Genomic DNA, 12,846 nt, shown 5'->3' with positions numbered 1-12,846 from the left:
GAATAATTTAGGTGTACTACCAGGGAATGTCATCATCATCTCCCCATTTTGCGGGTGATTCTGCTGCTTTTTTTGTTGTCTTGGGAATGTCATCATCATCTCCCCATTTTGCTGGTGTTTCTGCTGCTTTTTTGGTTGTCTCTCGGTTGACTCCATAAATCGGTGTTGGTTTGACGGTTTCTAGTTTCGGATATTCTGGCTGTGGTGATTCTATTGGTGGTTTTGGTTCTGGTTTGTGAACTTGCATTCCGCCTCGGCGGCGCTGGGATGTTCTTTCTTCGGTGGTGTCTTCGGTGACGACTTCGTAGAGAATTGCTAACTTGTTTGCATCGCTGCTTTTGCGGAGAACTCTACCCAATCTCTGGATGTATTCGCGTTCGCTTCCGGTACCTGACAGTATAATAGCAATTCTGGCGTCGGGTACGTCCACTCCTTCGTTTAGTACGTGGGAGGCGACGAGGGTTTTGTATTCGCCGCTGCGAAATTTGTCGAGGATTTCGTGTCTTTCTTTGACTGGGGTTTGGTGGGTAATTGTGGGGATGAGAAATTCTTGGGAAATTCGGTAGACTGTGGCGTTGTCTCCGGTGAAGATTAGGGTGCGCTGCGGAGAGTGTTCGGCTAGGATTTGAGCTAAGATTCGCAGTTTTCCTTCGGTACAAAGGGCGATTTCTTTGGCTTGGCGGTGGGCAATCATGGCGCGCCTTCCTAGGGGCGATCGCGCGCTGGCCATGATAAACTGTTTCCATCCTTCAAGGCTGGATATTTTGATGTTGGACTGTTTGAGGAAGTCGTTGCGAATGTTCATGGCTTCGCTGTAGCGATCGGTTTCTTCTTTTGACAGTTTGACCATGATTTGCACTATTTTATGATCGGCTAAGGCGTCGCCTGCTAAATCTTCGGGTTTTTTGCTATATACTGTCGGGCCAATCAGGAAATGTAAGTCGCTGTGGCGTCCGTCGGTGCGATCGGGTGTTGCTGTCAGTCCGAGTCGAAAAGGCGCGATCGCATATTCGGATATTACTCGATAAAAGTCCGTTGGTAAATGGTGGCATTCGTCAAACACCAGCAATCCGTATTTGTTTCCCAAGGTTTCGGCGTGAATGCTGGCGCTGTCGTAGGTTGCTACTAAAATTGGCGTTTTGTCCCGCGAACCTCCGCCCAACAATCCAATTTCGATGTCGGGAAAAGCTGCTTTCAAATTAGCGTACCACTGGTGCATTAAATCGAGAGTTGGTACTACGACTAATGTACTGCGGCCTGTGACTTGCATGGCTAATTGGGCCACATAAGTTTTGCCCGAAGCGGTGGGGAGGACGACTACTCCTTTGCTTCCTGCTTCTTGCCAAGCTGCTAGGGCTTCTTGTTGGTGCGGGTAAGGCTGCATTGCCACGCTGGATACGAGTTCGAGTAGTTCGTATCCGCGGGCGTCGTCGGTGAAGTTAGTGCAGTCGGCCTGAAGCGATTCTACCAGCGGGCGGTAGTGAATTGCTCGAATCCGAAATTTTTCCACGCGATCGTCCCACGTGGCAAAGTCCGCCCAGTCTCGGCCTCTGGGCGGTGGGTGCAGTAGGAGCGTTCCGCGATCGAATGTTAATGTAGGTATGCGTGGCATTTTTTGAGATAAGGGGGGAGTTATGCCTGTTAAATTATAGGCGATCGATAAAATCGATTGACAGCAGACTCTCTATAAGTTATGTTTTTAAGCAAATTTATAAAACCACAATCTACTTTATACCCTTCCAGGCGGTTTGTTGAGATTTTTACGCTTTTGTTTAGCAAATAAGTTTGCCAAAGTGTCAAAAGTTTCTAGCAGGGACTTTAGTCATTGTCGCTGACTGGGAAAGAAACGAGTGCAGTCCTGACTGCAAGCTGCTTGTGAAAGAAAGGAGTGAACTCCAGACTGGAAACCAATACGGTTCACTTAAAAAGCTAGTTGCCCGCGCGCGCATCAGTTAATTGAGAACTGTCACAGTCTTCACTATTGCAACGTGAGTTCGCAATGAGATTAGCCTTGACTGAACGGTATTGGGCTAAAAACGGATTTTTATAGATTTTCGTAATGCTTCGAGTTCACTTACCCTCTGAATCAGATGTTAGACTTTCTCAAATACAAAGAAAATTTCTTAGAATCGACTAAAGACTGGGATAACCAGAAATGGAGTAATTATAGTGACAATCCATTGGTGCTTGTTGCCCCAACGCTTGACAATTGTCATGTCAAAAATTGTCGCGTGCTTAAAAACCGCTTCAGAATGTTGGAATGTTTACCTAAAAATTCTGTGGTTGCTGAGGTTGGAACTCAATACGGTCACTTTGCCGAGGCAATACTCTCTATTACCAAGCCCAAGAAGCTGCATTTGATAGATTATAATTTTGATTTATTCAAAGCAGAACTGAGTAAAAATGAAAAAATACTATTACAACAAGGGATAGAAAACGGATCTGTCGAACTTCACGAAGGCGATTCTTCGACAATTTTAAGCAGCTTTCCTCACGAGTATTTTGACTGGATCTATATCGATGCCGACCACGCCTATGAAGGTGTATGCAAAGATATTCAGCAAGGTTATACTAAAGTGAAGCCCGACGGCATGATTGTTTTTAACGATTATACGAATTGGTCTGTATGCGAGATTATGCCTTACGGTGTGGCGAAAGCAGTCAATGAGTTTTGTATTGCGAATAACTGGGAAATAGTATTTCTGGCGCTTCATCCTCTAGGCTATCACGATATTGCGATTAAGAAAAATACTGGGGAAAAGGAGGTGCGAATTCAGTTGCAGGAGGTTAAGTCGGAATTGCAGAGTTCGCAAGCTCGGATGCAACAACTACAGTTAGAGTTGGAGCAGGCTAAAAGATCGATCGACTTTATGGAAAATGACAAATTTTGGAAATTGCGATCGCAATGGCTGAAAATCAAACAAATATTCTCCTAGCCCAGCCCGATTCCCAAATCTAAAATCTCCAATGGTATTGTCCCGCTAGGGCTGATTTTTGCGTTAAATTCGATCGACATAAGCCTGAAATTTGAGGTTATAGATGGAAATAGGCGTCCCCAAGGAAATCAAGGATTTGGAGTTTCGAGTCGGGCTCAGTCCCACAAGTGTCCGGGCTTGTTCGGACAAAGGCCACACAGTTTTCGTCGAAACGAATGCTGGGGCTGGGGCTGGTTTCGCCGATGAGGACTACATTGAAGCCGGGGCTAAAATTGTCTCAAAGCCCGCTGATGTCTGGAACCGGCAACTAATTGTTAAAGTTAAGGAACCATTACCTGCTGAGTATCCGCTGATTGAAAAAGAGCAGTTGCTATTTACATATTTGCACTTGGCAGCCGATCGCACATTAACCGAGCACTTAATCAACAGCGGAGTCCAGGCTATCGCCTACGAAACCGTCGAACTCCCCGACAGGAAATTGCCCCTGCTAACCCCGATGAGCATTATTGCAGGGCGTTTGGCCGTGCAGTTCGGTGCTCGGTTTCTGGAACGACAGCAAGGCGGCAGAGGCGTACTTTTGGGGGGCGTACCGGGGGTAAGACCGGGCAAAGTTGTAATTTTGGGCGGCGGAATCGTCGGCACAGAAGCAGCCCGCATTGCTGTCGGAATGGGTGCTAGGGTGCAGATTTTAGATGTAAATGTCGATCGGCTAGCTTACTTGGAAACTTTATTCGGTTCCAGAGTAGAATACCTCTACAGCAGTCCTTTGCAAATAGAAGCAGTTGTTCCCGATGCTGACTTATTAATCGGTGCAGTTTTAGTCTTAGGAAAAAGAGCTCCGGTGCTACTTTCGCGCAAATTTGTCGCCAAAATGCAGCCCGGTTCTGTAATTGTTGACGTAGCCGTCGATCAAGGTGGCTGTGTCGAAACTTTGCGAGTAACTTCTCACACAAATCCTACTTATGTAGAGGAAGGAGTTGTGCATTACGGCGTACCAAATATGCCCGGTGCCGTACCTTGGACTGCAACTCAAGCTTTGAATAACAGCACTTTGCCTTATGTTTTGCAGTTGGCAAATAACGGAATTAAAGCTTTGGAAATGAATCCGAGTTTGGCGAAGGGATTAAACGTGCAGAATCACCGACTGGTACATCCGGCAGTACGAGAAGTTTTCCCAGATTTGGCTGATTAAATTGCGCGTTTTTTTCAGTAAGTTTTCCCGCATCTAAATTGTATTTTGGCGCGGGCAGGATGCCCACCCCACAAGAAACTTAATGTGTTGTGGAACGGGCATCTTGCCCGTTTCCAAACAAAAAAGGTAATCGATATATCTGCTTTGCTGCTCCACCAACGACGGGAGAAGATGCACGATATTAAGCTGAAGTGATACCGACAAGATTTACCAGAAAAAGTTGGTTGAAAGCCGGAACCCCGGGAAAAATTAAAATCAGACGATTCATTACTGCAATTATCTTCCTTCTTTTGTCAACAGTCAACTGTTAACTGTCAATTAAGAGGGCAGGCACGGGGCACTGCCCCTACCACTGATTAAGTGTCAACTGTGAATTGTCAATGGTATATAGCGATCGCAAATGAATCGTAAATTTTTAACCCCACCCCAGCCCTCCCCTTGCTAAGGGGAGGGAGCAAGAAATTTACAAATGATTTGCGATCGCTATAACTTCACGGAAAACTTTGTGTGCGACTCCGGACGGCTGCTGTGATGGTTGCTCCGGAAAAGTTGGGGCTGCTGTCCGATTAATTTGTTGCAATTTCTTCACAATCCTATACGCAGATCGTCGTATTGTTCCCACAGTTTATTTAGAAGACTATGAGATTAAACGCTGCGCTCTAGCTTCACAACAACTACATAAAACTATTTCTGAGTGTGAATTAAATTTTATGTCTAAGTAGCGATGAAGCAATAGTTAGTCGATTTGAAGTTTTAGATTTTAGATTGACTCTCGCATTGAGCCTGGGAGCTTGAACTAGGGTCGAAATTTTCGATCTTGTATCGATTTTTGGCTGGTTATAAACAGGCGTATCAATCAATCAAATTCAAGATGGAGAAATCAAAATGTCACAGCAAGATCCGACTGCTATGGAAGTAACAGATGGTGAATTATCGTTAGGAGAAATGTCAGTAGATGACATAGCTGCCTCACAAGCAATAGAGGCGGGAACTGGCGACCCCACACAGCCTGTGGAGACGCCAATAGCTGACACTGTACCGGAGAACTCAGCCGTCCCTAACATACCGATTATCCCGTTCCCGATCGCCAAACGGCCGGTCAGCGGGCGCTATCGCGGCACTGTGGGCGGGTTTCAACTCGAAGTTCGGGTGGATGTCGATCGCACGCGGCCGATGAAACGCTTAAGTGGCGACTTCTACCAAATCAGCGGCCAAACGGTAACATATTTCGGATCGTTTATCGTTGAGGCGCCGACGGTAACAGTGACAGCCTCACAAGTCACCGTCAAGGGGCTGGGTAGTTTTACCTTTGCAGCGGGGGCTCCAGTAGTTCAGGTGACGATCGAACGACGGCTGATTTTTCAGCCGCAAGCACCCGCCACAGTACAATTTTTCACCACCGGCGGAGCGCCCGGAGCGACGTATACTTGCGCCTTCGAGTCGATCTATTTCCGCACCGCACGCATCGAGACCGATCGAGTTTCCGATATCAGCACACCCGTATTCAGCAGCTACAACACAGGTTCGCTACCCTCAGGAGGCGCAGCGCGCAACCTCAGCGTCGTCGGCGCCTATAAAGAAGCAGGAATTGAAATGATTCCAAGCGCAGCAAGCGATGTCATCAACATCTCCGAAGCCGGCGCCGATGCTCAGTGGAGCAACGCCGAACTGCACGCTTCCATGCAAAATCACTTCAGCTTGTGGCAAGATCAGCCGCAGTGGGCGATTTGGCAAGTAGCAGCGCAACTTCACGAAATGGGCGCCGGCTTGTACGGAATCATGTTCGACCAACAAGGGAAACAGCGGCAAGGCTGTGCTGTTTTCCACAATGGGATCGGCGGGGAAACAGCAGATCAACTGCGATTGCAAGTCTACACCTACGTTCACGAGCTCGGACACGGTTTCAACCTGCTGCACTCTTGGCAAAAACAGTACGCCTCGCCACCGGTGCCAAATCGGCCCAATTCACTGTCTTGGATGAATTACCCGTGGAACTATCCAGGTGGTGGCGCACCCGCATTCTGGAACAGCTTCGCATTCCAGTTTGACAATGAGGAAGTCATCCATATGCGGCACGGATTCCGCAACAACGTCATCATGGGCGGAAGCAACTTCGGCGTCGGATCGGCTCTGGGTCGCGAAATCATGGCCGATCCAGTGCGCGACGAGTCGGGGCTAAAGCTAACCATATCAACCCACCAAAAGAACTTTGGGCTCGGCGAACCTGTGGTGCTACAGTTGATGCTCAACACGACAGATGCCAGAGGGCGCCGCGCCCACACCTGGCTGCATCCCAACTTCAGCATGGTGAAGATTGTGATTCGCAAACCCAGCGGTGAAGTGGTGGCTTACGAACCGTTAATCGAGCACTTGGTAGGGCCTCGGGAGACCATCATCGGTCTCAATGATACGATCGCCGAAAGCGCCTATATCGGCTACGGCAAAGATGGGCTTTACTTTGAAGAACCCGGTAACTATCGCATCCGCGCCTGCTACGCTGCTTTGGACGGATCGCAGGTAATGTCAGATATCATCACAGTTCGCGTGCGCTATCCCGTCACGGCCGCCGAATCAGAACTGGCCGACCTTTTCATCGGCGACGAACAAGGTACATTGCTTTATCTGTTGGGTTCCGATCACGAATCCTTGCGGCGCGGTAACGATGCCTTTGATGAAATTCTGGCGAAGTATCCCGACAACGCGATGACCAACTACGTTCGTTTGGTGAAAGGTATCAACGCCAGCCGCAACTTCAAGACAATCACTGACAAGCAGGAAAACCGCGTGGTTGTGCGCCCTGCGAAATTAGATGAAAGCTCCAAGCTGCTGTCTGCCGTTGCAGATTCGGGTGTTCTCGACCCGGTTTCGGCAAAGATGACTTTGACAAATCTAGCTGAGGTTCAGACTAAAGCTGGCGATGATGAAGCGGTTAAACACACCTTAAGCAAACTCTCGGCAATTGCGATCGGAAAATGGTAATATGCCGTTCCCCAAGGTAAAAAGCTTGATGTTTCGCCGTCAACTGCTAATCGCCTTTGTAACTCTGTTAATGGGGTCGGCCTGCGCCACAAATAGCGGCCGACTCCATGCTTCGATTCCGCAACACAATAAGAGGTTTATCATGCCTTTAACTGTCAAACTTCGCGACGGTTTCAGCAATGACACCGTGACAATTAGAGTCAATGGAAAGGAAGTTTATCAGAAGTCAGGAGTCACTACAGACTTGACAATTTCTTTCGCCGATAGGGTGGAAGTTCCTGTCGAGGAATCCACAATTCAGTTAGAGGTAGCGGTGCAGGGAGGTCTGAGAAAGACCGAGGAAATCCGCGTGTCAGAGACTGCCTTTGTTGATGTGTGGATTGTTGGGGGTAAAATGGATTTTCGATCCTCAAAGCAAGAGTTACCGATGCTTTAGCAAGTCTCAAATATCCAGTTTTGCCAAACCCAAATACCGCACCCCTTCGGGAGTTACGTCAAACCGGCAAGGCAAAACTTCGACACCTTCACTGATGGCCTGTCTGAACAATTGTCCGTAAATGCGATCGGCACTATCCCCAGGCGCAAAATCCGTACAATCGCCGCGATTAATAAAATACAGCATTACAGCCCTCGATCCCTGCCGCACCACCTCGATCAATTCTCTTAAATGTTTCTGTCCCCTTTCAGTTACTGTATCGGGAAATAAAGCTAATGTATCTTTAACCCAAGTTGTATTTTTGACTTCCACAAAAATTGGTTTTTCCCCACCAGTCAGCCAAAAATCCACTCGACTTTTTTTATCTTTACCGTAAGCAACCTCCGGCTGAATTAAACTGTAATTTCCCAACTCAGGAAACAAGCGCAATTCCAAAGCTAATTTAACTACTCGATTTGGCAGCCCAGTATTAACTCCCACCCAAGTTGGGACTGTATCGAAAACTTTAATTAATTCCCAAGTATAAGCTAACTTGCGTTTGGGATTGTCGCTGGGAGATACTAGCACTGGATTTCCGGGAATTAAAACACCAGTCATCGGGCCGGTATTCGGACAGTGCGCGGTGATGATTTCTCCCGTATCTAGTTCGATTTCTGCGAAAAATCGTTTGTAGCGTTTGATTAAAGTGCCGGGTAATAAAGGCGGATATTTGTAAATTAAGTCAGTCATGGGGATGGGGGCATTGGGCATTGGGCATTGGGCATTGGTAAATAGAAATAATTGCTGTAGGGGCGGGTTTACCAACAATATGTGGCAATAATTGACAATCTCAAAAACCAGCCCCCACCCAACCGTAAATCACTTATTTATCTTCTCTTCTAAGCTCATTGATTTCATCATTCAAAGACTGCTGTTGTTTACCTTTTATCAACTGTTTCATCTGCGCTTTAAAAGCTTCCACCAATTCGGGACTGGCTTGTGTTTCTTTCCAAGAAGCGCGGGAATTTAAGCGATCGCACCAATCCTCCAATTTGGGGTATTCCTCCAAAGACAGGCCTAGCTCGGGCAGCCAAGGCACGGAAACACCAGCCACAACATCCGCGAGGGTAATCGTGTTGCTGCCAAAAAAAGGTCGATCGCCCAACAACTCCTCAAAAAAGCTCAGTACCGCCGCCACTTGCTGCCCAGATTTTTCCAGCTTCTCGGGTTCGGCTGCGCCGCCGAAAGTCTGGCGGACAAAGGGACTCAGCGCTGGTGTCAATTCGTTGACTGTGACCATTTGTACCATGCGTGCGATCGCCAAATCCCGAGCATTCTGTGGCAATAGTGCGATCGCCGGATACTTAGCTTCCAGATAATCAAGAATAGCCAGAGTTTCTATTACATGAAAATCTCCATCAGCCAAAACCGGGACGTGGTGAAAAGGGCTAATAGCTAAAAAATCAGGTTGAAACTGATCGCCGTTTAATTTCAGCGCCACCAATTCAAACTCAATCTCTTTTTCCAGCAAAGCAATCCAAACGCGGCGAGCATTAGTAGACAGCGGATTATAATAAAGTTTCAGCAAGGTCAAATCTCCTAAAGTCAAATCACTATAATTTTGGTACTTACTAGAGCCAATTAACGCCAAAAGATCGTAGCACGAAACCCAGATACATAGAAAAATTCTGAATTCATGTTACGATCGTCCAGATTTGCTATTAAACTTAGCAAAGCCTTTTAGCACTAGCGTTTGTAACCATTTGTGTCTGAAACCCAGAAGCCCTCTCGTTCCCTAGCAGGGATTGCCGGCATTGTCGCAGTCGCCACTCTGATTAGCAAAGTCTTCGGATTGGTGCGCCAAATTGCGATCGCAGCAGCCTTTGGAGTCGGTGTCGCCGTCGATGCCTACAACTACGCCTACGTCATCCCCGGTTTCCTATTTATTTTACTGGGAGGGATTAACGGGCCATTTCACAGCGCCATAGTCAGCGTTTTAGCCCGCCGCGACAAAAAAGAAGCAGCACCCTTAGTCGAGACAATCACCACCTTAGTTGGCGGCATATTGCTGTTGGTAACAATCGCTTTAATTATTTTTGCCGATCAGGCGATCGATTTAGTAGCACCCGGGTTAAATAGAACAGCAGAAGGTTTAGAAATCAAAGCAATAGCCGTCCAACAATTTCGGATTATGGCGCCGATGGCATTGCTTTCAGGCTTAATCGGCATTGGTTTCGGCACACTCAACGCCGCCGATATGTACTGGCTTCCTTCCATCAGCCCTTTATTTTCCAGCGTTGCACTTGTCGGCGGTTTAGGAATTCTCGCGCTACAACTCGGAGACAAAATAACTCAGCCAGAATACGCATTAATGGGCGGCTTAGTATTAGCTTGGGGAACTTTAGCAGGAGCAGTTTTGCAGTGGTTAGTGCAACTGACGGCGCAGTGGCGCGCGGGATTGGGAAAATTGCGTTTGCGGTTTAATTTTAAACGCCCCGGAGTGCAAGAAGTAGTTAAGGTGATGGTTCCTGCTACCCTATCCTCGGGAATGCTGCAAATTAACGTTTATACAGACCTATTTTTCGCATCCTACATCCCTCAAGCTGCATCTGCCATGGGCTACAGTGGCCTATTGGTTATGACTCCTTTAGGCATTATTTCTAATGTAATTTTAGTACCATTTTTGCCAATATTTTCTCGCCTTGCCGAACCCAAAGACTGGCCGGAATTAAAAGATAAAATTCGTCAAGCTTTAATTTTGACTGCGCTGACAATGATGCCCTTGAGCGCTTTAATGGTAACACTTGCCAGCCCGATCGTCCGCATTGTTTACGAACGCGGTGCTTTTAATCTGTCAGCCTCGCAGTTTGTCATACCGATATTAATGGCTTACGCTATTGGAATGTTTGTGTATTTGGGCCGCGACGTTTTGGTACGGGTATTTTACGCTTTGGGAGACGGGGAAACGCCTTTTCGCGTCAGTATTATCAATATCTTTTTAAATGGGCTGCTGGATTATTTGTTAGTAGGAGCTTTCGGCGCGCCCGGATTAGTTTTGGCGACGGTGGGAGTGAATATAGTTTCGATGATTATGTTTTTGTACTTGTTAGATAAAAAGCTGGGTGGCTTGCCTTGGGGCGAGTGGAGTTTACCTTTTTTAGGGTTAGCTTGTGGTAGTTCTCTAACTGCTTTCGTGTCCTTGGCTACTCTGCAAGCCTGTCAAAGAGTTTTGGGTACTGAAGGTTTGCTAATTCAAATAGTGCAGTTGAGTGTGGCGAGTTTGGCAGGATTGGGAGTTTTTGCCATTTTTGTTAATCAGATGAAGTTGCCGGAAGTTGAGATGTTTGTCGATCGCATTCGCGGCCGTTTTGTGAAGTAATATAGTTTCTGTTGGCATCTCAATCATGTTTTAATGTCTGCTGCCCCAGAGAATAATCTAAAAAGTCTCGACAGACAGACAAGACTTCCTGATTGGCGAGGTTGACTTGCTAGCAACCGAAAGCCTCGTGAATGTTGCCGTAGTCGTTAATGGTATACTCTATTTGCAGCATCAAGCGCGGTTTCTCAGTTGGCTGCGTTCCTCTGTGAAAGCAAAAAGGATTTTCTACAAACCCAAAACCAGCTTTGCCACAGACATTCACCACATTTTGAGCGCCGTAATATTCAACAATCTTTTCGTCATCGATGTCTGCACATCGCGTACTTATAAGTTGGTGCATCAACTTTTTGCCTTTGTGAGTTCCAGAAACATAAGTGTGCGGCCCGCTGAACATATCGACATCGGTAAGGTAGAAAAAAAACTTAATGAACCGATAGTCGTCTAAATCGTAGTGAAATACTTGGGCTGCCTTGCGTTGCTGGACGTGGTTTTCTGCTGGAACTGGGAAACTCCACGATATTTCGCTGCCCATGTGTACTGGTTCGGCACCCAGAAATTTAGCTGCAATAGCCAGTATGCCGGGGTCTTTTTCCAGTTCTTTCAGGGTTGAAGACTGGTTTCCGTTACTCATATAGCTGCAAACGCGGGCATTTTTGGGTAAGTCCGCACCTACTTTTTCTGTTCCTTTGTAGTGGTAGGGACGGTTGGCATCTCTGTTAATGTAGCCAACTGTAGAACTGGCAAATTTCAAAAGTTCTTGAACTGTATCTTCAGGTAGCTGAAGACCTTGATAACAACTATCGGTTTCGATCGTAGCAGCGATCGCATCTACATCCAACTTTCCCAGAACAGAAGCATTTTCTTGACTGATAACATGAGATTTAGCTGGACGCTTCAATAACATCGTTGCCCAGTCGCGTACAATCTCGAAACGAGCAAATTTACGCATCAAAAACAGTCGAGGGTCTTGAATCAGGCATTGATAGTTTTTGACGAAATAATTGGCAAGCTTGTACCCGAAGCTTTCCGATTTCTGAATCACGCTTGTTGTTGTGTTCATAGTTTGCGGTAGTTTTGTACAAAATTTGTTATTGTAGCTTGCACCTGTCATCTTTTTGTTTGTGATTGTAAGCTGTCTTTGTTTGCAAAAAAAAGAGATATAAAAGTTTTAGAGTTTGCCAATACTTTAGCAAACAAACTTTTAGGTCTCAAGACTTACGCATGAACCACAAAAAACATAGAGTTGAGATTGCGATGCACAGCAAAGAATGACAGATATGCGTTTTCTTGCGTAAGTCCTATATTTGTCACTTGCATTGTTCTAACCTGATTGTTTTAGGTTGTCAAGTAAAACAGATTTTTTAATTATTGTTGCTCTCGATCGAGTCCATGCTTGAATTCGACTGTCTTGAATGTATTTACGGCTGGTTATTTCGGGATATCTGCTCTTGAGACAATCTGAACTTATGTGTTGCTTTGTTTTAAGAAATGTCATCAGAGCGGTTTCAGTGTAGTGCCGTAAAGATATTCAGTGGAGACAAGTCAATGCCTTGTTTTTAAAGGATTTCAGGGATCGCAAACCTCTATAATTGCGCGAGCAAATTCTGGCAAACCGCATATCTTAAAAAAATGTAAAAATATCGGGTGGCATTCCCGACAAGCCTCCCCATAGCATTTTTGATTACAAAAATTACGCTGGATGTGACAATTAAATCTCTGGTGTCCGGGGCTATAAGGTGTATTTTTAAACTTCTCCTTCAAATTTAGATCCGCCTTGCATCCCCCTTAAAAAGAGGGACAAAAGAGGATCTTGCTTCCCTCTTTTTTAGCTATCAATTAAGTAAGTGAGTATGAAAATATACAAGTATTCAAATAGCGATCGAGACGAAGTGAAGTGAGGTCAAGCAATTGCTCCCTGACACTCATACACATTCTGCTACACCGC

At 46.3% G+C, this 12,846-nt stretch carries 9 protein-coding genes; 5 read left to right on the top strand and 4 right to left on the bottom strand.

Going from position 1 to position 12,846, the window contains the following annotated elements; all coding sequences use genetic code 11:
* Positions 1-16: 16 nt before the first annotated feature.
* Positions 17-1,612 (bottom strand): DEAD/DEAH box helicase family protein, encoded by a 1,596-nt coding sequence (locus tag QZ938_RS14755; protein ID WP_293350436.1) that lies wholly within the window; start codon positions 1,610-1,612, stop codon positions 17-19.
* 478 nt (positions 1,613-2,090) lie between these two features.
* Here QZ938_RS14755 and QZ938_RS14750 point away from each other — a divergent pair, with 478 nt between their 5' ends.
* The 4 genes from QZ938_RS14750 to QZ938_RS14735 all read left to right on the top strand — a co-directional run bounded on the left by QZ938_RS14750 (position 2,091) and on the right by QZ938_RS14735 (position 7,543).
* The gene (locus QZ938_RS14750) at positions 2,091-2,936 is read left to right on the top strand and encodes a class I SAM-dependent methyltransferase (protein ID WP_293157055.1); all 846 of its coding nucleotides are present in this window, start codon (positions 2,091-2,093) and stop codon (positions 2,934-2,936) included.
* A 103-nt stretch (positions 2,937-3,039) separates the two neighbouring features.
* The gene (gene ald, locus QZ938_RS14745; RefSeq protein WP_293157052.1) at positions 3,040-4,128 is read left to right on the top strand and encodes an alanine dehydrogenase; all 1,089 of its coding nucleotides are present in this window, start codon (positions 3,040-3,042) and stop codon (positions 4,126-4,128) included.
* Between the two features lie 885 nt (positions 4,129-5,013).
* Positions 5,014-7,107 carry a hypothetical protein gene (locus QZ938_RS14740; RefSeq protein WP_293350439.1) on the top strand — a complete coding sequence of 698 codons (2,094 nt, stop codon included), beginning with the start codon at positions 5,014-5,016 and terminating at the stop codon, positions 7,105-7,107.
* A gap of 1 nt (position 7,108) precedes the next feature.
* On the top strand, positions 7,109-7,543 hold the full coding sequence (locus QZ938_RS14735; RefSeq protein ID WP_293350442.1) for a hypothetical protein: 435 nt from the start codon (positions 7,109-7,111) through the stop codon (positions 7,541-7,543).
* 6 nt (positions 7,544-7,549) lie between these two features.
* On the opposite strand, the gene sfsA is transcribed toward QZ938_RS14735, so the two are convergent.
* Both sfsA and QZ938_RS14725 read right to left on the bottom strand, forming a co-directional pair.
* On the bottom strand, positions 7,550-8,272 hold the full coding sequence (gene sfsA / locus QZ938_RS14730) for a DNA/RNA nuclease SfsA (RefSeq protein WP_293350614.1): 723 nt from the start codon (positions 8,270-8,272) through the stop codon (positions 7,550-7,552).
* A gap of 133 nt (positions 8,273-8,405) precedes the next feature.
* Complete coding sequence (locus QZ938_RS14725; protein WP_293363095.1) at positions 8,406-9,110, bottom strand: glutathione S-transferase family protein; 705 nt, start codon at positions 9,108-9,110, stop codon at positions 8,406-8,408.
* 177 nt (positions 9,111-9,287) lie between these two features.
* Between QZ938_RS14725 and murJ the strand changes: the two genes are divergently transcribed.
* Complete coding sequence (gene murJ / locus QZ938_RS14720) at positions 9,288-10,901, top strand: murein biosynthesis integral membrane protein MurJ (protein WP_293350448.1); 1,614 nt, start codon at positions 9,288-9,290, stop codon at positions 10,899-10,901.
* Between the two features lie 109 nt (positions 10,902-11,010).
* Here murJ and QZ938_RS14715 read toward each other — a convergent pair whose 3' ends face one another.
* Complete coding sequence (locus tag QZ938_RS14715) at positions 11,011-11,961, bottom strand: phytanoyl-CoA dioxygenase family protein (RefSeq protein WP_293331851.1); 951 nt, start codon at positions 11,959-11,961, stop codon at positions 11,011-11,013.
* Positions 11,962-12,846: the final 885 nt, after the last annotated feature.

Origin of the sequence: Microcoleus sp. CAWBG27 (assembly GCF_020883145.1) — a bacterium.
GTDB lineage: Bacteria > Cyanobacteriota > Cyanobacteriia > Cyanobacteriales > Microcoleaceae > Microcoleus.
Note: the sequence above shows the minus strand (reverse complement) of the source record. Positions and strands in the feature narration are given on the sequence as shown.